Consider the following 22121-nt stretch of genomic DNA (forward strand, 5'->3'; position numbering starts at 1 on the left):
TTAGGAATAAATACCTCCATTTATATTAATAACTTCCCCGGTAATATATGAAGCTTTATTGGATGCCAAAAAACTTACTAAATGTGCTACCTCTTCTGCCTCTCCAAAACGATTTGCCGGAACCATTTTTTTAAGTTCTTTCTGGTCAAGTTCAGCAGTCATATCACTATTTATAAATCCTGGTGCTACTGCATTTACAGTAATATTGCGTTTAGCAACTTCTTGTGCTAAGGCTTTTGTTGCTCCAATAACCGCCCCTTTTGCAGCAGAATAATTTACTTGGCCCGGTGTTCCCTTTAATCCAGAAACAGAAACCATATTTATTACTCTTCCGTATTTATTAACCAAAAGTTTCTGAATAAGAGCATTGGTAACATTGTAAAAACCATTTAAACTAGTGTTTATCACACTATTCCAATCGTCTTGGTTCATCCACATAAACAAGCCGTCTTTAGTAATACCTGCATTGTTTACAATTACCTCAATAACAGCCTCTTTATTTTCTGAGTGCCATGCTTCTAGTGCATTATTTACAGCTTCGGCATTGGTTACGTCGAATTGCATAATTTCACCCTTTCCTCCTATAGCTTCAACATCACTCAAAGTTTTTTGGGCTGCTTCTTTATTGCCGTTATAGTTTATTAGAAGACCGTAGTTTAAATCTTTTGCTAATTGTATACAGATGGCACGACCTATCCCACGTGACCCTCCAGTTATTAATGCGTATTTCGGTTTGTTTATTTTCTCTTTCATATAAATCTATCATACGGAATAACCCCTCCGCCTTCGGCACCTCCCCTTGAAAAAGGGGAGGAACTTTTTAATATGTTTAATTCTTAGCCTTTTACTAAAAAATTACAACTAATAATGAATTAGCAAAGACACTTAAATTATTTTATTTAATCAACCCCAACTATTCCTTGAAAAAAGGGGAGGAATTTTATAATATGTTTAATTCTTAGCCTTTTACTAAAAAATTACGACTGATAATGAATTAGTAAAGACACTTAAATTATTCTATTTAATCAACCCCAACTATTCCTTGAAAAAAGGGGAGGAACTTTTTAATATGTTTAATTCTTAGCCTTTTACTAAAAAATTACGACTGATAATGAATTAGCAAAGACACTTAAATTATTCTATTTAATCAACCCCAACTATTCCTTGAAAAAAAGGGGAGGAACTTTTTAATATGTTTAATTCTTAGCCTTTTACTAAAAAATTACAACTAATAATGAATTAGCAAAGACACTTAAATTATTCTATGTTATCAGCCCCACGTATTTCTTGAAAATAAGAAGAGCTTTTTATAATATATTTAAATCTTAGCCTCTGTTATCGCCAAATTTTCTTCAGCAGAAATTTTATTTAGAAACATCTACAAAATTTTCTGCATTTTGGAACCATTTGCCGACTACTTGGCCATCTTTATTTATGAACCCCCATTCTTTTTTATACTTCACACGTGCAAGTCCGCTTTGGAAACCTTTTTTAGCCCCTTTTTGTAAAAATCCAAACATACCCATTGAAATATCATATTCCATAGGAATTACGAGTTTTCCTGATTTATCTATAAAACCCCATAATTTTTTCTCTTTTACGGGTGCTAAACCATCATCTGAAAATATCTCGGCGTCTCTGTATTTTATATCTATTACTTGTTCACCTTTTTCATTAACGTATCCCCATTCCTTACCCATATTAACTGGAGCAAGGCCTGCATTAAACGCACGAACCTTATCGTAAGTTGGCTGAATAACCCATTCTCCTTTAGCGTTTACGAATCCCATTTTACCTCCGCTTCTGGCATAAGTTAGAGATGAATCATCTGTGAAATCCCACATTTTTTCAACGCCATTAATCGGTGTAAAGGTTCCGTCGTTGATTACGCCAAAACTATCGCCTTTTTTAGCCCAAATTCCGTTTTTACTATAATCGCCAATTTCATCGTATTCGGCAGCTATAAACACCTTTCCTTTATTGCTTATCAACCCCCATTTTTCTCCTTCTTTAAACTTTGCGTAGCCATCGTTAAAACTTTTAATTTCATCGTATTTTGTTTCAACTATCATTTTCCCACTGGTATCTATCATACCTACTTTATCACCACTTCTAATAATTGCTACGCCCTGATCGAAGTCGTAATACTTTTCGGTAGCTGGTGTGTTAAGGGTTTCGCCTTTAGTATTTATATACTTCCACTCTTTGTCTTCTTCTACTAAAAAGTACCCAGAATTATAAGGCTTAATACGGTCGAAAGTAGGTTGAATTACCCATTCTCCTGAGGCGTTTATAACTCCCCATTTTTTATCTTTCATTACTGCAGCGTACTTGCCCGAAAAGCTACCCGCTTTGTCATATTGTGGTTGAATTACAAACTCACCAGATTTATTGATATACCCAAAGTTTCCGCCGTCTCGAACTAATGCGAGTTCTTGTGCATTTATAGCACTAATCGTCATAAAAAATATGCTCAGAATTGTAAATATCGATTTCATAATATTTTTATTTTAAGTTAGTTAAAGTTAAAATAAACAATTTTGAGGAAACTGAATAATTTTATTTGGAAGTATTCATCAAGTAGTCTTTCACCTTATTTACATAAGGATACATTACCACATCCTCTTTAAATACAGGTACCATCGACCGAATTTGCTGATACATTTTTTTGGTTTCAGAAGACACCTGATCCTGCACTTCTAGATATTCGATAGCTTGAACAATAGTAATTAACTCTATTGCAACTACTTCGAATGCATTTTCTATCACTTTTTTAGTGATAAGCGCAGCATTTGTACCCATACTTACAATATCTTGATTGTCGTTATTATTTGGAATACTATGCACATACATTGGATTACTAAGCATTTGACTTTCTGCTGTTGTAGAAGTTGCAGTAAACTGTACCCCTTGCATTCCGAAGTTTAAACCTAATTTCCCCAAATTAACAAATGGAGGAAGAATATCATTAAGTTTAGAGTTTAATAAATAATTAAGTTGGCGTTCCGAAAGCATTGTCATTTTAGCCACAACAATTTTCAGTTTATCCATTTCTAATGAAATATAATCGCCGTGGAAATTTCCGCCGTGGTATACATTTCTATTTTTAACATCTACAATAGGATTGTCGTTTGCCGAGTTTACTTCTTCAATTAAAATATTTTCAACAGAATCAAGTGTGTCTAGAACTGGACCTAATATCTGCGGAACACATCGCAAGGAGTAATATTCTTGTACTTTTTCAACAAAAACATCTTCTTCTTTAGTGCCGTTATATAAATGGTGTTCACGTTTTCTGGTAAGTGAACTATCCTTTAAATGCGTTCGCATCATTTCGGCAACTTTACGTTGGCCGCTATGTCTTTTTGTTTCATTTAACTCTAAAGAAAGGTGATCGTCATAGGCTTTTACAATTTCGTTGATGGCAGAAGATGCTACAATCATCCAATCCATTATTTTTCTAGTATAAAGCACATTAACAACACCAATACCCGTCATAACGGAAGTTCCATTCATTAACGCTAAACCTTCACGTAACTCAACTTTTATAGGTTCGAGGTTTTCTAGTTTGAAAACTTCTGCGGTATTTCTTCGTTCGCCTTTATAAAAAACTTCACCTTCACCAATTAGCACCAATGCCAAATGCGCCAACTGTACCAAGTCACCACTCGCCCCTACACCTCCGTGTTCGTATATTAGCGGAATAATATTTTTGTTAAGCAATTCGCTCATCAAATTAACTACAGACGGATGAACCCCACTATTACCAAGGCTTAAAGTATTTAGTCTAGCCAACATTGCAGCGCGTACGTGTTGAGCAGGAATAGGATTTCCTGTTCCAGAAGCGTGGCTACGAATAAGATTGTATTGCAATTGAATTCGTTCGTCGTCTTTAATCTTGTATTGTGCCATCGGACCAAAGCCAGTATTGACACCATAAATAATTTTATTTTCAGAAAATTCTTTCAGAAAATTAAAACTTCCTTGAACTCTTTCTATTATATCTTTGTGAAGTTGGACAGCTTCGCTTTTGAAGATCGTTTTTTCAAAATCTGCTATTTCCAGTTTTCCTTGTAGTATTGGCATTTATTATTGAATCAAAGTGTGTAAAAATGTGTACTGCGAAAATAAATTGGTAACTTTCCACTGCAAATTTATATTTTTTTAACAATCTATTTCTTAATTATATGAATGATATTGATGTTGATGTGTTAATTATTGGAGCTGGTCCTTCAGGGTGCGTGGCTGCTGCCTATTTAAACAACCATGGAATAAGCTGCAAAGTAGTTGAAAAAAATATCTTTCCACGTTTTGTAATAGGCGAAAGTCTATTGCCGCGTTGTATGGATCATTTTGAAGAGACTGGGCTATTAGATTGTTTGATGGCACAGGGATTTGAAATAAAATCTGGAGCTCGATTTTTAAAAAATAACATAGTTTGTAATTTCGATTTTAGCAAAAAACACACTCCTGGTTGGGATTACACTTGGCAAGTCCCTCGCGCTGATTTTGATAACACACTCGCTAAAGAAATAGTGAAGAAAGGCGTAGATGTTTCGTTTGGGCATGAAGTTGTCGATGTGCAATTTAATACTCCGGATGATGCTAATCCGTCTCAAGGAGTTGGCAGATCTACCACAACTGTAAAAGATGAAAATGGTAAAGAGTATAAAATAAATGCCAAGTTTATAATTGATAGTAGTGGCTACGGTAGAGTTTTACCGCGATTACTAGATTTAGACCAACCTTCTTCTCTCGATGCTAATTCAGCCATATTCACTCACGTTAAAGAATCTAAACGACCTAAAGGCGTAGAAGGAACTATTATAACCTTTGATGTTGTAAGAGATGATGTTTGGCTTTGGGTGATTCCTTTTTCGAACGGCGTTACTAGTATTGGCTTTGTAGGACCAACCTCGTTTATAGAATCCTACAAAGGCACAAATTCTGAAAAAATGAAGGAGATGCTGAAAATTTCAGACTACTACTACGATAGATTAAAAGACGAGGAATTTTTATTTGAACCTTATACTATTAAAAATTACTCGAAGGCTGTAAAACAACTATACGGAAAAGGCTATGCTCTTACAGGTAATAGCGCCGAATTTTTAGACCCTGTGTTCTCCTCGGGAGTAACATTCGCTACTGAATCTGGATTGAAATCGGCCAAACTAATAACCAAAGAATTAAAAGGGGAACAAGTAGATTGGGAAAAAGAATACACAGGATATATAATGAGAGGTGTAGATGTATTTAGAACCTATGTAAAAGAATGGTACACAGGGAATCTTCAGAAAATATTCTTTCATCGACCAGAAAACCCTGTTATTAAAGAACAAATTTGTGCTGTACTTGCAGGTTACGTATGGGATGAAACCAATCCTTTTGTAAAAAACCACAACCGCTTGGTTAAAACGGTTGCTAAGGTTATCGACATGGAAAATGAGCGAGTAAGCGAGTAAGCAAGATTATTTTGCTTTCTTTTTTAAATTGTAAGCTACTTCCTTAGCTAGTTTGGCATAAGCTTCAGAAATTCTAAATCCAGAATCGAAGTCGTAACCCATAGCGCCTCCCCCTTCTACTTTAGTGTAATTGGCAGACCATAGTACTTCTGAGAGGTTACTGGTTTTATAAACCGAAACTGTAGCTTGCAGCTTAGCGTTTTTTCTAACTATCCCAACGTTGTATCCTGCCCAAATCATTGTGGAATGAATTTTCATGGTATATTCGGCATCTACATCTTTGGCTACGCTTATCTCACCATCAAAACGCTTATTAAAAGATTCGATAAACTTTGGCTCATATCTTTCTTTCCTATCTGCGAACCAAGATTTTTTAAATTCCTCTCCAGCTCCAGCCTCCTTATTTTCACGTTTTTCCATTTTGTCCTTTAAAAACGCTTCCTCTGAATCGTATTTTGGAATCTGAACTCCTGTGTAATCAAACTCTAAATTATACACTGCAATACCCTTAAGGTTCTTGAAATTCCCTTCTATCACCTTTACTTTCTGTGAAAACATAACTATAGTACTCAGTAAGATTGAAAGGATTAAAACTAATTTTTTCATAATTAATATGCGTTAGTTAGATATATCCTTTAAAAATAATCAACATCTGTAAATAAATTATTTAAATCGTTGAAATAATATCGAGACGTATTCACAGTATAGGCTGAGCAAATTTTAGTTTGCTATATATCTACTTCAAATAAAAAAGCTGCCTCCCATAAGGAGGCAGCTTTAATTGAATTTAACTAAAAATTAATTACTGCTTTATTACTTTGAAGTTTTCTGTTATTCCGTCTTCAAAAGTAACACGGAATATGAAAGTTCCAGTTGATAATGCAGAAACATCAACCTTACCGTTAGATACGTTTACGTTGCTCATTACTTCTTGACCCAATAAGTTGTAAACTGAAATTGACTCAATGCTTAAGTTTGAAGCAATGTTAAGTTCATTTTGCATTGGGTTAGGGAAATACGAGAAGTTAACTGCTGAAAAATCATTCACACCTGCAGTACCGTCAACTGTTAGGGTATAATCTTCAGTTTCTCCGTATCCTTGAGACTCATCACAAGACATATCCCAAGTAGCTGTCGTTTGCCCTACTGCTGCTACACGAACTCTCATTCTGTAGTCTCCATCAGCAAGATCGGCTGGTATTGCTAATTCACCTGTTAAAGCTTCATCACTTCCTGTTCCGATATAGAAAAACTCAGACTCTTCAAAAGTTTCGCTATTGTCAAAATCAATCCAAACAGATACAGACTCACTTGACCATCCATCTCCTACGCTTACAGAGATTGGATAAGTTCCACCAGCTGCAACAGTTCCAGACATAGCAGTATAATCGCCATATCCATCAGGGCTACAAGTAGTAGTATTGTCTATTTCTTGGAAAGTTACATTAGTAATCATATCGTTATCTGTACAATCTAAAACAGGGATACAGTAACCTCCACCACCAGTTCCAGCTCCTACAGTGAATTTATAATCTTCAAATTCTCCATAGCTGAATCCAGTTTCACAAGGATCAACATCTCCAGTTGTACTTAACCAGTGACTTACAATTCTCATTCTAGTATCACCTTCTAAAGCGTCAGCAGGAACAGTAAACGACCCAACATGGCTATTCTCATAGCTAGTAGAGTTATAAACTACTTCAGTAGTAGTGTCAAAAACACCATCTTGGTTCCAGTCTACCCAAACTCTAAAGCCAGCAGTTCCACCTTCAACGTCAACAGTAAATTCAACATCACCACCTTGCTCCTGAGCTACAGTATGTGTATCATAGAAATCTCCATATCCATCTGCTGAGAAACCAGATGCCATGTTAGATACATTTTCAGAACCTCCAGTAGTACTAAAGTTTTCTATAAAACGGCTAGAGTTAGTACCTTCAGGAATACAGTAAGTAATTGTTCCTCCTCCAGTATCACAATTTAAGTCGCTAAATGTAGCTTCTTCACCACCTGGAAGAACTCCGTCTAAAATTTCATTTCCGTCTGTTAAGATGGTGTATGCTGGAGTATTATCTCCAAATGTACCAATAGAATTAATATAGAATTCTAGAGGACCTTCAGCAGTAGTTGTTTGCTCGTCGTAGTAACCTTGACCGTAGCCACCACCAGACAACAATACAGCACCACCTGCCTCTCTTAGTTCCCATTCAACTTCATCACCGAAACTAGTGCCTTGAACGATAACAGTCCATTCACAACCGCCGCCGCCGCCAGCTTCTTCACCGTGAATTTGGAAAGGTACTCCTTGTGGAGTGTTAGTACCAGAGTCTAACCAAGGACCCCATCCTGCTGAACCTTTTTGTAAAGCGTCTCCTGTTGAATCTTCACCTAAAATAACAATAGGTGGCTGCCAAGGTCCAGACCCTCCAGTACCATCGAATGAATATTCTAACCAATATGTCCCTGCACTTAAAGTAAGTCCTGTAATTGCAGCATTTACTTTTTGTATCATTCTATCTCTACCACCTTGGTCATCCTCTGCAACTCTATATGCATTTATATCTTCTACTGAAGAGAATACATTGGTCGTTTGGTCACCCCAAACAATAGAAGAAGCTGCATCGCTAGGATCTCCATCCCAAATTGTCACATACATTGCATTGATAGAAGTGGACGTAGCACCTGTTTGATAGGCGTATCCCGTAATTTCTGTGATTTCAGTTTCCGCAAGAAGTTCAAAATCATCTGCAAAACCAAAACCAGCTGTATTTGAAGCATTCCCTCCTAAAGTGTTCATTGCAAGAGTAACAGACTCAAGAACACTTAAATCTGGAGTTCCAGCTACGTTAATATGAGGTCCGTTATCGTAAACAACCGTCGCTTGAGTACGTGGATAAAAAGCTGTTGAAGTGTTTGGGAAATTAAACGTATTTGGATCGACTCCATTTACGGTTATTTCACCTACACCATTAGTACGTTCGTTAAAATTAGTCCAACTTGAATTAGCTTTAGAGCTACTCAAATCTGTTTGGGCTTCGCTAGTCGGAACCGCGCCGAAAAACAACATCGTGGACATAAGCCAAGATCCGCATAAATACTTTGGTATTTTTTTCATCATAATTAAAAAGATTTGGGGTTAAAAATTAAGTTATTATCAGAAGTAAGCAAGGCTTACCATTTTTTATCGCTATAACACATTAAAGCAATCAAAACTCAACTAACATAGTTATTACACTTTATAACTAAATAGTATTCGATACTTTTTGTTTGGAAACTTTTGGAAATTTTATCTACTGCCGTTGCACGTTTTTCAGATTTATTTATTCTGTGAACTACAACCTTAACAATTGACTAGTAAAACTCCCTTAATGCATCAGCACAAAATTGAAATAATGCGCAATTATATTAAGGTTTTAAGGAATTAATAATAGCTAAAATTTTTTGCTTTGAAGAAAGAGCAGGGGATGTAAGAATAGCAGTGAATACGTAATTTACTTTCATAATTCCAGGTTAATTAATGTTAATTCCTTTCAAACTTAGGAATAAATTATAATAAAAACCAATTCTTTTAAAATCTTTTTTAAAAAATAAAATACACTTAACTAATTGCTCTCAGGCCCAGTAAAAACAGGTGTTTTCGGTAACTCACTGGTAGTCAATAGCATCCGATTTAATAATGTTTTTCTACCTAAAAACAACAAATTAATTTTCATTATTTTATAATAATAAATACACACATATTACATTGTTAATTATTTAACATAAATAAGTATAATTCATTTATTTATTTCTTAAATACCTGATATTTTAACCTTTGACAAACCGTTAAATAGTCTAAAGCAAGTTTTATTCGGAAAAGGTTTTATAGAGGAGTTGAATAAGACTAAAAACATACAAAACAGGATGATTTTAATGATGTTTAATTATTTAGAGTGTTTATTGGAACTTGAATGAATGGTAATTGTGAAAGTTTTAAAGGAATTCTAGTGAGGTCATTGGCGCACTTAAGACTTTATTTGTAGAATATTTATAAAAATTAACACAGATTAAATATTTAAATTGACACCAAAAGACAGTTTTAATATTGACAATTTAAGGCCAATAACAGTAGCTTGAATTAGCAAATAAAATCGCTTAACCCCTTATTAATAAAGGACTTGGTAAGAAGGTAAGGTGGTTTTTGTTTTAACCATCCATCCCATTAATGAATGTCTCCACAAACTCCACTACCTTGTTTAAAAGCCTATCGCCAATAGATTTCCTTTTTAGAACTGAAGGCTTATCTCCTTCAATTAAATCTAATAGTTCATCCCGCAATGGCTCGCGTTCCGCATAAAGGTAGTCTTCAATAAGTTTTTGGGTTTTTTCGGAAGATAGATGCTCTTCTTTTACAAATGCTTCAAAGGCTTTTTGTTGCTCTTCTGTCCAGAACTTATCAAACTCTTGTGGAATCGTGTCTGAATCTTCAATTACTGGTAAATTCTCTTGGATAAACTTTTCAATCAATTCGCGCTTACTTCTTAGATTTGCTTCACCTGTTAAAAGATCCACGACTTCTTTTTTCTTTGCTTCTTGTTCTTCTTTATTGGCGCCTTTCATATCTGCCAACAACTTCAATATGTAAGAAACGTTAATGTCGTCGCGGTGTATTAATTCCAATTCAAAATCTACATCTTCAAGAATAGAAACTTTTTCTATGCTGTGATCTTGTTTCACTTTTTGCCATAAATCTAAATACTTACTTCGGAAGTCATTAAACAGCTGCTCCTCCATTTCTAAGTCTTCCCAATCGAAATTCGCAAATGTCGTCATGGTGTTCTTTAAGCGCATTAACTCCCTAAACGCTTTAATAAACTCCAATTCATCTTCTTCACTTACAAGATCGTTTACACTATTAACTGTTGGAGTGATTTCAAGTAGCTTTTTATAAGCTTCATTAAACTTCTCGGCATAATCCTCATAGGGTTCCATTATAATCACCTCAATAGCTTCTTTATTGCTAAAGAGTGTGATGGCTTGGTCGGTAACTTGCTTTAAGTTTCGGAAAACAACGATGTTACCTTGAGATTTTAACTCGTTAATAATTCTATTGGTACGAGAGTAAGCTTGTATTAACCCGTGATACCTTAGGTTTTTATCTACGTATAAAGTATTTAATGTTGGGCTGTCAAATCCAGTAAGGAACATATTTACTACCAGTAGAATATCAATTTTACGCTCTTTTACTTTTTTTGAAATATCGTTGTAATAATTGTAAAAAGACTGGCTGTTTTTAGTTGTGAAATTGGAACCAAACATTTGGTTATAATGCCCAATATAACTTTCGAGCTTATCTCTTTTATGCAGGTTTAAACCATACATTCCTTCAGGTTCTGCAGCCATTGCCATTTCGTCTGGAATATAGCCATTGGCGTCGGCATCTTCCTCGTTGGCTACATAACTAAAGATGGTTGCAATCTTTAAATTATGCTTTTCTTCTTCTTTCTTTCGCTGAAAAATATCGTAGTAGTTTACCAGCATATCTGTACTACTAACACAAAACAGCGCTGTAAATTCTCGCGCGTGCGTTTTGCGATCGTGATTTGCAATAATGTAATCTACTATCTTCTCTAGGCGTTTTGGAGATTCCATTAACTCTTTACGGTCAATATCTTCTACCTCAATATCAATTTCGGTTGCAGATTCTTTTTGTTTGTAGCGACCTACATATTCTACTGAAAATTTAAGTACGTTTTCATCTTTAATCGCATCTGTAATAACGTATTTATGTAAGCACTCGCCAAATAACTCTTTAGTAGTACGCTTTCCTAATTCGTTTTTAACCGCATTATCTGCAAATATTGGCGTGCCTGTAAAACCAAACATTTGATGATCGTTAAAGAAAGCTTTTATGCGGTTATGAGTTTCGCCAAACTGACTGCGATGGCATTCATCAAAAATAAACACAATACGTTCATCCTTCAGCTTGTCCATTTTAGCTAAATACTTCTTTTTACTAATGGCTGTATTTAGTTTCTGAATAGTGGTGACAATCAATCGCGTATCGTCACTAAATTGTTTTACTAAAGCTTTGGTATCATCGGTGCCATCTACACTACCTTTAGAGAAGCTATTAAACTCTTTAATAGTTTGATAATCTAGGTCTTTTCTATCTACCACAAACACCACTTTTTTCACCTGTGGTAGTTTCATAATTATCTGACTTGCCTTAAAAGAAGTCAATGTTTTTCCCGAGCCTGTAGTATGCCAGATATAGCCATTATGATTACTATTCTGAACTTTATCAATAATACTTTCCACCGCGTAATACTGATATGGCCTTAGTACCATAAGTATTTTATGGGTTTCGTTTAGCACGATGTACTTACAGATCATCTTAGAAACGTGGCAGGGCTCTAAAAACTCACTGGTAAAACCGTTAAGAATATTGGTTAATCTGTTGTTTTCCTTATCGGCCCAATAAAAGGTCTGTTTATAAGTAAGTGCTTGCAACCTATTATTACTAAAATACTTAGTGTTTACGCCGTTGCTAATTACAAATATCTGAATGTATTGAAACAATCCTCTATTGCTTGCATAAGAATGTCTGATATACCTATGAATTTGATTATGAGCCTCCTTCATTTCAAGGCCTCTACGCTTTAGTTCTATCTGAACTAAAGGCAAACCATTTATTAATAGCGTAACGTCGTATCTATTCTTGTAATCGCCTTCCATAGTAACCTGTTGGGTTACTTGGTATTCGTTTTGGCACCAATGCTCGGTGTTTAGAAACTCGAAATAAAGGTTATCGCCATTATCGCGGATAATATGTTGCTTTTCGCGAAGGGTTTTTGCCTTTTCAAATACCGAACCTTTGCTTAGAATATTGAGTACACGATCAAACTCTTTATTTGTAAAAGTAGTTTTGTTATGTTTTTCTAATTGGGTTTTTAGATTGGCCAATAATGCAGCTTCATCAGGAATACTAACTTTCGTGTACCCAATAGTTGATAGCTGTGCTACTAATTGATTTTCTAATATTTGTTCTGGTTGGGTGCCCATTAATTTACATCTAAGTTAGAAAAAGGAATTTCGCATAACGTAGCTAATTCGGACAGTTTATCTGTAATTTCATTTATTAAAGCTGCTCTCTCAAATTCATTGAACAGTCTAGATCTTTGATCTGGAGTTCTAAGACGTAATACAACTTTGTAATAAGGCCAATACTCTGTCTCATTATAACCACTTTGAACTAACTGAACTTCTTTTAAAGAATTCTTTATTTTTAATCTATCAAAATTTCTTTTATGACAATGAACACCATAAATAGAATTACCCCACGGTATTTTTGAAGCTCCCTCCAATTTAATAATTACATCTTTAGGCCAATTCTTATTTCTAATTGTAATACCAGACCAAGCTTTATTTAAATCTTCACTCATAGTGACTGAAAAATCTTCTGAAAGTATTTTACGTAACTTTTCAACTACTTCAGAAATAAATTTCTCAGTATATTCAAGCTCAATAGTAGGAATAGTACTTGCAATTACTCCTGCAGCTTTATAATTGGCGATAATTGTATTTTTCACTTCTTGCTCCATAGAATGATCTGATAGTTGATTGGTCAATTTTTTTATAAGAATGGAATACTGTTTAATGGTTTCTCGTAGAATTGGAAATTGTGTCGCTTCTTTTTCACATTGTTCAAGCCACTCTAAAACATCAACCTTATAACTTATAATAAAGAAATCTTGGTCTACTATTTTTTTCCTGTAACTCTTCTTACTAGGCGAATCTCCCTCTAAGTTTAGATAATAAACCTTGTTGTATTCGGCATTATGATTGCAATACCGAGCAATTTGCACATCTTGATCTGCGGCGTGAATTTTATTTTCTATACAAACTGACTTGCCTTCTTTATCTTCAATATATATATCTACACGACCACCCAATACAGTTTTATCATTACGGGCACCTAAGGACTTCTCCAAAACAACTTTTGCCGTATCTAGATTTATATGTTCTTCAACATCTAGTTGTTTTAAAAAACACTTTAAAAACACAGGCCCCATACAATGTGAACCTTTGGGATTAAGCAACTCTCCAAGAAATGCAGAATGCGTCTCATTTTCACGATATTCCATATTTAAGATAGAAAACACATTAAATGTTTCTCCTTTTAAAATTGCAATTTCTTCTTGGTGCTTAATGATACGCGCTGTGTCGCTTAATAATATTTTATATGCAGTTATTGGTATTTCCATATCACACAAACATTTTTTGCAACAACCCCTTTTTATAGGTTTTGGTTTGTTCTATCTGCTGACCAACCAAATTTATTTTATCATCAATGGCGGAAAGGAAATCGGCGATTTTGGTTTGTTCTTCTAATGATGGATAAGGTAATTTTATTTCTGAAAAATATTTATAACTAACCATTTTACCATCTCTAATGCCTTCGAGCTTACTCACTAATTGACCTATGTAGGATGGAGTTTTAAGATAGTACTTATAGAAATCTCTCTCCATTTCTTTAATAGGGCGAAGAATTATATACGCAGGACTACAAATACCGCGATAGTTTGAATATTCGATACCTCCTTGAAAGGATCTTAAACTAATAATGAAATCACCAATTTGAACGACTTTATATGAACTAACGCTCTTTTCAGTAACACCAATATTATAATTTATCTGGTCTCTAGGAATGGCACCTTGATCTTGGGTTATGGCTAATATTGGTAAATCTGAATTGTGGTCTTTATCAGAAACACTTTTAAACAACAAATTTCCTTTTTTAAATTCCCATTCTGGGAATGCATTTCCCTCATCATCCTTAAACCTAATCTCCTGCTTAAAAATCTGCTGCATCAGGCCTTTTTTATACTCCTCCAACAGGCTTTTCTTTTTTTCTAAACTTTGCAGGCGGCTGTCTATTGCGGTTAGGAACGTGGCTATTTTTTGTTGTTCGGGGAAGGAGGGGAAATTAAACTTTAATTCTGAAAAATCCGTTTTATTAATCAAGGGAACAGCCTGAACACCTGATAAATGCTTAATCCTTTTACCATTCTTCTCTAATAATGAATAAATAAAATCATCAGAAAAATCAGATTTTGAAACCAATGAATTAATTTGTTGGTTTGTTATTACATCTTCTTTAACCTGCCCAACTTTACCTATTGTTGAGCCTATTGAAACGAATAAAACACTACCCTTTTTTACTTTTCTTCCTTTTGAAAATCCTAAATGCGTTAAAGTTGTTTTTGTTGTTTCCACATATCTGTTTAATTGAATGTCTGCTGGCGAAACAAATAACTTATCTCCATTATAAAATTCAGTTACAGTAGTGCTTGGCGTGCTACCTGTAATAATTTCAGCAACATTCTTAAGTTTTTTCTTTTCCCAATCCCCTTCAAACTCTGAAAATCGTAATTGTGGCACATTTCGGCTTCGCTCAATGGAGCCTAATTTATTTTCGTTCTGCATCTTAAAAAGGGGTTTTAATGTTCAATTCGGCACAGAATGAAGCGATCAAGGCGTCAGTTTCTTTTAAATCAGCATCCAAAGTCTGTATTTCTTCGGCTACAGCTTTAATATCCACAGGTTCTTCTTCTTCAAAGGTATCTACATAGCGCGGAATATTTAGGTTGTAGTCGTTTTCGGCTACTTCCTCTAAAGTGGCTACATAGCTGTATTTGTCTTCGGTCGTACGATTGCGATAGGTGTTGACTATTTTTTCTATATCGCTGTCACGCAACATATTTTGGGTTTTCACCTTCTCGTAATGTTCGCTGGCATCGATAAACAGTATATCGTCTGGATTTTCCTTACACTTTTTAAATACCAGAATACAAGTAGGAATACTGGTGCCGTAGAATATGTTTGCTGGCAAGCCAATTACCGCATCCAAATAGTTTTTCTCTTTTATCAGGTATTCCCGAATAAGTCCTTCGGCTCCACCCCTAAATAATGCGCCGTGCGGCAACACTACTGCCATTTGTCCGTTTTCGGCAAGCTGATATATCATATGCTGTACAAAGGCGAAATCGGCCTTGCTTTTTGGCGCAAGTTTGCCGTATTGGCTAAACCTGTCGTCACTCATAAAAAGCTGGTTGGCACTCCACTTAGCAGAAAAAGGAGGATTAGCTACAATGGCTTCAAAGCGGTGATCTAGATGCTGTGGATGCTCTAAGGTGTCTTCTTGTTTAATATCAAAATCACGGTAATGCACACGGTGCAAGATCATATTCATTCGCGCCAAGTTGTAAGTAGTACGGTTTAGTTCTTGTCCGTAAAAATTGGTTACTTCTTCCACTTCTTTCGCAACCCGCAAGAGTAACGAACCACTACCACAGGTTGGGTCATAGACAGATCTAAGCTTGGTTTTTCCTGTTGTAACCAACTTTGCTAAAACCATACTCACTTCTTGGGGCGTGTAAAATTCGCCTGCTTTTTTTCCTGCACCACTGGCAAATTTGCCAATAAGATACTCGTACGCATCGCCAAGAACATCAAGTTCGGTTTGCTCTAGCTTAAAATCTATTTTATCTAAATGCGCGAGTACTTTTGCAATAATCTCGTTTCTGGCTTCGGGCGTTTTTCCTAGCTTGGTAGAGTTAAGATCCATATCCTCAAAGAGGTTGTCGAAATCTTCTTCACTCTCAGTACCCATCGTACTATTTTGTACGTTGTTTAGGATTTTCTGCAAATCCTCAAGTATAAAGTTATGCTTGGTGTTGTAGCTATGAACTTCTTCGGCTGCTAAATCTAGTGCAACTTCCTCATTGTGGTTTCCACGTTTGGCCACTGCGCTAAACAATTCTGAAGGTTTTAAAAAGTAGCCTAGTTTTTCCAAAGCTTCTTCTCGAATGGCTGCAATATATTCCTTGCCATTTTCAGAATCTTCGTCTATATCAGTGAACGCTAAACCGTCTGGTTTTAAAATATTGTTCGCATAAATCTCCATGCGTTCGGATAAATACTTGTAGAAAATAAACCCTAAAATATAGTCTCTAAATTCATCGGCATTCATTTTACCTCTAAGGGTGTTGGCAATATTCCAAAGTTGTTGTTCGAGTTGTTTTTTATGATCTTCAGACATTAGGTAGCTACTTTTTTGAAAAAAAACTAAAAATATGATTTTAATCTGACTTGACAAAAGCTTTAATAATGGCTATATCTATCGATTGCTTTTTTACTGTTAAGCACGTTTGATAGCATGACTACACCTTGCTCTGTAAAGGCAAATGGAAAAATAAAAGTAGTTTTTAACACTTTAATATTGATACGGTTTTCCGTAAGTAAATTTTAATTTCAAGTTTATTCTTGAAAACCTAAAATTCTTATGTAAATGAATTAAGGTTTCAAGCAAAAATCGATTTTTTCCATTATCATTTGAAACCTTTCTTCTTGGGTCTCATAAAAAAGATTTGCAAGCATAGCCTCTTGATGCTTTGGACTATTTTTTATAGATTTTAACTGTTCCAAAAGAAATGTTTTTACTTCTCCTTTTTCGTCACACACTATCTCGTGCCAATCTGTACGATTGTCTAAAATATAGGTTATATCTTCAAAATCGTGACTAAATCGAGGATCGGAACCACCACGATCTAAATGTGCTGTAAATTTACTTGCTAAAAAATAACTCAATGGCATTATTTGAATGGTTAAACCATCAATATCTACTTGTTGTAAATTATCAAAGCCACCTTCAAACCAAGGATTAGCTGGTGCCCAACCTACAGGTTTTGTTGCCATAACATCAACCAAAACATCATCAAATTTAAAGCGACATATAACATCTAAATCGGCAGTTTGTTTAAAACCTCTTTTAGATAGTTCTCCCCTTATTTCTTCTAAATGAGCTACGGAAGCTACTTTTATACTAATATCAATATCCTTTGTAGGACGTACATCATCTGCTGCTGGGTCATTAATGTATAGACTTACTGTTGCTCCTCCTACATAAATTACTTGACTATTTAGGTCTCCTAGAGCTTTAGCAACCTTTTGGATAACTTTTCTATTTATGATAGTATTTTTCATACTAATTAAGTCTCTCTTTTAATTCATCCATAGCCATTTTCTGTTCTCTTACATTACCTAAACGTATAGCGTCTAATAAAGCTAATAATTCATAAAGTTTTACATCCTTTAAACAAGCCTTTGGAACATTTGGATGTAATGGTTCAACAGAAAAACCTCTTTGACTCCCTTCGCTATATGGCCAAACAAAATTTTGGTTACTTTGAATCTTATTTATCAAAGGCATAGCACTATGAGCCGTAACGATACCTCTTACCATTGCTCCAGGCTTTTGAGGATACACATACTTGAGGCCAAAAAACACAAATTCTTGAACTGCTGACATTAGTACTCTTTTCTTATTACTTGCGATTAAACCTGCCATCACACTTCTGTTTAATGACTCGCTTACTTCACTTTGACTTATATAAAGTTCATTAGCTATATCTTTCATATACCATTGTTCCTTTCCTTTGGCTATAATTTTCAATAATATAACTATGTCGTGAGGGCGCATTCCGCTATGTTTTTTCATTACTTGTACATTTGTAATTCGCGATTCGCGATATGCGAATTTACTAAATTTTTATTTGGTTTCAATTACAAGATAGTTATTGTGCTTTTCTCTGTGAATTAAACCTACTTCTACAAATTTGGTGATGTAGCCTTATGAAGTTTTATGTGAAATGTTTTATTTGCAATATAAATCATAAAAAGAGAAGAATAAAACCTAAAAACACTCCAAAACCACAATCCCAACCTCATCATGTGCATTCAAAATATACAACACCCCATCAACTTCCTGATAAAACCACTTTCTCCAACGGTGACCTATACACCATGTTGACCGACAAAAAAGCAAAAGGAAAGAAAGGAGCTTTAGTAGCTATGGTTAAAGGAACAAAAGGGATCATTCTCAAAAGTTGTGTGTGAATTGAAATATTCAATAAATAGCCTAAAATAAAAAAATCCCAATCTTAAAAAGATCGGGACTTTTGTTGGCCCACTAGGGCTCGAACCTAGACTCTTCTGGACCAAAACCAGACGTGTTGCCAGTTACACCATGGGCCATTTCCATAATGAGGATGCAAATTTAATACATATTTTGGCTTGTACAAACTTTTTTGAAAAAAATTTCACCTTCTTTTTTTAATTTCAATTTTTACCCCTAAAAAAATAACATAGCAACTTGAACGTTACACCTTTTACCTATGTAAGCTATATATATTATTAGTAAATTCGTGCCATCAAAACTTTAAATGTACTTATGGGTTCTTTCAACTTTAAAAAATGGAACAATATCACAGGTTGGATTGTTTTTGCTATAGCGCTTACTACTTATTGGCTAACGGTAGAACCTACAGCAAGCTTTTGGGATGCCGGCGAATACATCACCACTTCAAGTAACCTTGAGGTAGGCCACCCTCCAGGAGCGCCTCTGTATCAATTATTGGGAGCATTCTTCTCAATATTTGCACCAGACGCATCCTATATAGCACTAACTATAAACCTAATGTCGGTGTTTTCAAGTGCCTTTGCAATACTATTTATGTTTTGGTCGCTTACCATTTTGTTAACCAACCTAATTTCTAAAAAACAAAAAATTGGAAAAACTAGCGCCTTAGCAATCTTAGGAAGTGCTGCTGTTGGGGCATTAGCCTTTACATTTACAGATAGTTTCTGGTTTAGCGCAGTAGAAGCCGAAGTATATGCAAGTGCGGCTTTTCTAATGTCGGTTTTATTTTACACCGCCCTGCGTTGGGAACGCGAAATGCTTGAACCAAGAGGGAACCGTTGGGTAATTCTTATTGCCTTTATTATCGGACTTTCATTTGGGGTACACTTTATGGCGCTACTTACCATTCCAGCTATAGGCTTCTTATACTTCTTTAAGCATTATAAAACGGTTACAATCAAGAATTTTATAATTGCAAATATAGTTAGCGTTGCTATCCTACTCTTTATCTTCAAGTTATTATTACCAATGTCGATGAAGTTCTTTAGTGCTTCCGAAGTGTTTTTTGTAAACACCGTAGGCCTTCCTTTTAACTCGGGAACCATTATAGCTGCTTTACTTTTCGTAGTAGTATTTATCTACACTTTGCGATTAACACGTAAAAAAGGTTTTGTACAACTTAATACAATTCTGCTTTGTGTGCTTTTTATCTTTATTGGATTTAGCAGCTGGTTAATGCTTCCTATCCGTGCTAATGCAGGAACAGTAATTAACGAGAACAACCCCAATAACGCTCGTGAGCTCTTAGCGTATTACAATAGAGAGCAGTACCCAGAAACACATTTGTTTTATGGACCACATTTCACCGAAAGTTATGTAGGTCTAGATGAAAACAATCCGTATAAAGACGATAAGCCAAATTACGAAAAAGATGAAGCTACCGGAAAATACGTTATTGTAAACAACTACAAGAACGCAAGTCAAAACACAGATGACGCTCAAAAAGGGTTTTTACCACGTATGTGGAGCACCGAACACAGCGCCAACTATATGGAGTTTACTGGCGGATTAGATTTTTCGGTTAAAGCAGAATACCTTAACGAGCCTAGATTAATTGAAGAAGTAAATAAGTTTAAACAAGCCCATGCTCAAGGTTTGGTGGACACCAAGGACTTCGACAAATTCCTAAAGAATTTTGGACAGTACCTAGACATTAAGAGACCTACCTTTCTTCAAAATATGAGGTTTATGTTCGAATATCAATTTGGATATATGTATTGGCGTTACTTTATGTGGAATTTCACAGGAAGACAAGACGATATTCAAGGTCAGTACACCGACCTACACGGGAATTGGCTTAGTGGCATTAAGTTTATAGACGAACTTCGATTAGGAAGTCAAGACAATTTGCCAAGCGATATAAAAAACAATAAAGCACGAAATACCTACTTTTTCCTTCCCCTTATTTTGGGAATTATAGGCTTAGTTTTTCATTTTAAAAACGACCAAAAGAGCTTTTGGGTATTATTAGTTTTCTTCCTGTTTACCGGACTTGCCTTAAAAGTTTATCTCAACGAGCGACCGTTTGAACCTCGCGAAAGAGATTATGCATTAGTAGGTAGTTTTTATGTGTTTGCAATGTGGATTGGTTATGGTGCCTATGCCCTTTTCGATCTTGCAAAAGAATATATAAAACCTAAAATTGCACTTCCGGTAGTAATGACTGCTACTGCTTTGGCAGCGCCTATATTATTGGCATCACAAAACTGGGACGATCACGATCGCAGCAATCGCTACACTGCCCAAGCAATGGGGAAAATGTACTTAGATTCCTGCGATGAGAATGGAATTGTATTTACTATTGGAGATAACGACACTTTTGCCTTGTGGTATATTCAAAATGTGGAGGGTTATCGCCAAGATGTGCGCGTTGTAAACACTAGTCTATTCCAAACAGATTGGTATATAGACGATATGAAGAAAAAAGCGTTTACAAGCGATCCTATTCCGTCTCAACTAACGCACGATAAATATCGCTTTGGTACTCGCGATTTCCTTATTCACCAAAGAACAAGCCAAGATACTATCGATATCAAAACTTGGATGAATTTTGTTGCTAGCGACAACCCTGCTACACAAATGCAATTACAAAATGGTCAAGAGGTGCATACTTTTCCTTCAAAAGTTATTCGCATACCTGTAGATAAGGAAGCAGTACTTAAAAATGGAATTGTTGACGCTAAAGACGCCGATAAAATTGTTCCTTATATCGATATTGATGTAAAAAGTGATGTTATTTACAAAAACCGCATGATGATGTTGGACATAATCGCAAACAACAATTGGGAGCGTCCAATCTATTTTAGTGGTGGAAGCTTTGGTGACGACGATTATATCTGGATGAAAGAATACCTGCAACTGGAAGGTGTAGTGTATAAATTGGTACCAATTAAAACACCAATGAACAACCGCAACCCTTACGAAATGGGTCGTATAGACAGCGATAAGATGTACGATATCGTTATGTCTTGGGATTGGGGTAATAGCGGTAGCCCGGATATCTATCACGACACGGAAACTCGTAGAAATGGTATTACCTACCGAAGTAATCTAGCGCGTCTTGCCGAAACCTTAATTAATGAAGGGAAAGAAGAAAAAGCCGAAAAAGTATTAGACCTTGGGATGGAAAAAATGCCGGTGAAGTACTTTGAATACTACTCGCTACTTGAACCTTTTGTAATAGGATATTACGAATTAGGGAAGAAAGAAAAAGCGCGACAAGTATACAATGATGTTACAAAGATTTACCAAGAACATCTTATTTACTACAACGGCCTTAAGTTTAATAGACAACGCAATATTGCTTCCGATATCATAAGTGATATGGAGCGATATAGGAGTTTAATTCAGTTTGTGATTCTTTACGACGATGAAGAGTTTGCTAGGTCTGAAGCAAAGAAATTTAACGATTACTTAAAGATGTTCCGCCATTTCTATACGCCAGATGAAGCAATTGACTTAGATAGAGAAATGGAAGCTAAAGAAACTCTTGAAATGGAATTAGATTCTAGCTTACTAGAAAATATGCAGCTGCAGCCTACCAAAGCTATTGAAGAAGAGTTACCAATAAATTAATTTTAAAGACTTGATTTGTTGAGAAGAAACCAGCATCAATCACAGATTTTAAAATTAAGAAT

The 22121-nt window shown here is 35.4% G+C and carries 14 protein-coding genes and 1 tRNA gene; 3 read left to right on the forward strand and 12 right to left on the reverse strand.

Annotated features, from left to right (window positions below; genetic code table 11):
• The 3 genes from flxB to flxA form a co-directional block, all read right to left on the reverse strand.
• On the reverse strand, nt 1-753 hold the full coding sequence (gene flxB, locus RT250_RS03240) for a flexirubin biosynthesis SDR family reductase FlxB (protein ID WP_313112074.1): 753 nt from the start codon (nt 751-753) through the stop codon (nt 1-3).
• 611 nt (nt 754-1364) lie between these two features.
• Nucleotides 1365-2498 carry a WG repeat-containing protein gene (locus tag RT250_RS03245; protein WP_313112076.1) on the reverse strand — a complete coding sequence of 378 codons (1134 nt, stop codon included), beginning with the start codon at nt 2496-2498 and terminating at the stop codon, nt 1365-1367.
• A 61-nt stretch (nt 2499-2559) separates the two neighbouring features.
• On the reverse strand, nt 2560-4086 hold the full coding sequence (gene flxA, locus RT250_RS03250; protein WP_313112078.1) for a flexirubin biosynthesis tyrosine ammonia-lyase FlxA: 1527 nt from the start codon (nt 4084-4086) through the stop codon (nt 2560-2562).
• A gap of 101 nt (nt 4087-4187) precedes the next feature.
• Here flxA and RT250_RS03255 point away from each other — a divergent pair, with 101 nt between their 5' ends.
• Nucleotides 4188-5462, forward strand: coding sequence for an NAD(P)/FAD-dependent oxidoreductase (locus RT250_RS03255; protein WP_313112080.1), 1275 nt, complete (start codon nt 4188-4190; stop codon nt 5460-5462).
• A 6-nt stretch (nt 5463-5468) separates the two neighbouring features.
• Here RT250_RS03255 and RT250_RS03260 read toward each other — a convergent pair whose 3' ends face one another.
• The 8 genes from RT250_RS03260 to RT250_RS03295 form a co-directional block, all read right to left on the reverse strand.
• Complete coding sequence (locus RT250_RS03260) at nt 5469-6068, reverse strand: hypothetical protein (RefSeq protein ID WP_313112082.1); 600 nt, start codon at nt 6066-6068, stop codon at nt 5469-5471.
• A 196-nt stretch (nt 6069-6264) separates the two neighbouring features.
• Nucleotides 6265-8580, reverse strand: coding sequence for a GEVED domain-containing protein (locus tag RT250_RS03265; protein WP_313112085.1), 2316 nt, complete (start codon nt 8578-8580; stop codon nt 6265-6267).
• Nucleotides 8581-9647: 1067 nt separating this feature from the next.
• Entirely contained in the window at nt 9648-12506 is a 2859-nt protein-coding gene (locus tag RT250_RS03270; RefSeq protein WP_313112087.1) for a type I restriction endonuclease subunit R, read from the reverse strand.
• Nucleotides 12506-13708, reverse strand: coding sequence for a PDDEXK-like family protein (locus tag RT250_RS03275; RefSeq protein ID WP_313112089.1), 1203 nt, complete (start codon nt 13706-13708; stop codon nt 12506-12508). The genes RT250_RS03270 and RT250_RS03275 overlap by 1 nt, the downstream gene beginning before the upstream one ends.
• Before the next feature lies 1 nt (nt 13709).
• Nucleotides 13710-14930 (reverse strand): restriction endonuclease subunit S, encoded by a 1221-nt coding sequence (locus RT250_RS03280; RefSeq protein WP_313112091.1) that lies wholly within the window; start codon nt 14928-14930, stop codon nt 13710-13712.
• Nucleotide 14931: 1 nt separating this feature from the next.
• A complete protein-coding gene (locus RT250_RS03285; RefSeq protein ID WP_313112093.1) occupies nt 14932-16545 on the reverse strand; it encodes a type I restriction-modification system subunit M in 1614 nt (537 codons plus the stop codon).
• A 254-nt stretch (nt 16546-16799) separates the two neighbouring features.
• On the reverse strand, nt 16800-17489 hold the full coding sequence (locus RT250_RS03290; RefSeq protein WP_313112095.1) for a nucleotidyl transferase AbiEii/AbiGii toxin family protein: 690 nt from the start codon (nt 17487-17489) through the stop codon (nt 16800-16802).
• A 1-nt stretch (nt 17490) separates the two neighbouring features.
• Nucleotides 17491-18003 carry an ATP-binding protein gene (locus RT250_RS03295; protein WP_185097942.1) on the reverse strand — a complete coding sequence of 171 codons (513 nt, stop codon included), beginning with the start codon at nt 18001-18003 and terminating at the stop codon, nt 17491-17493.
• A 233-nt stretch (nt 18004-18236) separates the two neighbouring features.
• On the opposite strand from RT250_RS03295, the gene RT250_RS03300 reads away from it, so the two are divergent.
• Nucleotides 18237-18401: a hypothetical protein gene (locus RT250_RS03300; RefSeq protein WP_313112098.1), complete on the forward strand. Its 165-nt coding sequence runs from the start codon at nt 18237-18239 to the stop codon at nt 18399-18401.
• Between the two features lie 65 nt (nt 18402-18466).
• Here the strand turns inward: RT250_RS03300 and RT250_RS03305 are convergent.
• Nucleotides 18467-18539, reverse strand: a tRNA-Gln gene (locus RT250_RS03305).
• 196 nt (nt 18540-18735) lie between these two features.
• Between RT250_RS03305 and RT250_RS03310 the strand changes: the two genes are divergently transcribed.
• Nucleotides 18736-22059 carry a protein O-mannosyl-transferase family gene (locus tag RT250_RS03310; RefSeq protein WP_313112100.1) on the forward strand — a complete coding sequence of 1108 codons (3324 nt, stop codon included), beginning with the start codon at nt 18736-18738 and terminating at the stop codon, nt 22057-22059.
• Nucleotides 22060-22121 lie beyond the last annotated feature (62 nt).

The organism is Aequorivita sediminis (assembly GCF_032080575.2).
In the GTDB taxonomy this organism is placed as follows: domain Bacteria; phylum Bacteroidota; class Bacteroidia; order Flavobacteriales; family Flavobacteriaceae; genus Aequorivita; species Aequorivita sediminis.

What these genes read in the sequence shown, in the direction of transcription:
- flxB (WP_313112074.1), bottom strand. Translation starts at nt 753, where the DNA reads ATGAAAGAGAAAATAAACAAACCGAAATACGCATTAATAACTGGAGGG.
- RT250_RS03245 (WP_313112076.1), bottom strand. Translation starts at nt 2,498, where the DNA reads ATGAAATCGATATTTACAATTCTGAGCATATTTTTTATGACGATTAGT.
- flxA (WP_313112078.1), bottom strand. Translation starts at nt 4,086, where the DNA reads ATGCCAATACTACAAGGAAAACTGGAAATAGCAGATTTTGAAAAAACG.
- RT250_RS03255 (WP_313112080.1), top strand. Translation starts at nt 4,188, where the DNA reads ATGAATGATATTGATGTTGATGTGTTAATTATTGGAGCTGGTCCTTCA.
- RT250_RS03260 (WP_313112082.1), bottom strand. Translation starts at nt 6,068, where the DNA reads ATGAAAAAATTAGTTTTAATCCTTTCAATCTTACTGAGTACTATAGTT.
- RT250_RS03265 (WP_313112085.1), bottom strand. Translation starts at nt 8,580, where the DNA reads ATGATGAAAAAAATACCAAAGTATTTATGCGGATCTTGGCTTATGTCC.
- RT250_RS03270 (WP_313112087.1), bottom strand. Translation starts at nt 12,506, where the DNA reads ATGGGCACCCAACCAGAACAAATATTAGAAAATCAATTAGTAGCACAG.
- RT250_RS03275 (WP_313112089.1), bottom strand. Translation starts at nt 13,708, where the DNA reads ATGGAAATACCAATAACTGCATATAAAATATTATTAAGCGACACAGCG.
- RT250_RS03280 (WP_313112091.1), bottom strand. Translation starts at nt 14,930, where the DNA reads ATGCAGAACGAAAATAAATTAGGCTCCATTGAGCGAAGCCGAAATGTG.
- RT250_RS03285 (WP_313112093.1), bottom strand. Translation starts at nt 16,545, where the DNA reads ATGTCTGAAGATCATAAAAAACAACTCGAACAACAACTTTGGAATATT.
- RT250_RS03290 (WP_313112095.1), bottom strand. Translation starts at nt 17,489, where the DNA reads ATGAAAAATACTATCATAAATAGAAAAGTTATCCAAAAGGTTGCTAAA.
- RT250_RS03295 (WP_185097942.1), bottom strand. Translation starts at nt 18,003, where the DNA reads ATGAAAAAACATAGCGGAATGCGCCCTCACGACATAGTTATATTATTG.
- RT250_RS03310 (WP_313112100.1), top strand. Translation starts at nt 18,736, where the DNA reads ATGGGTTCTTTCAACTTTAAAAAATGGAACAATATCACAGGTTGGATT.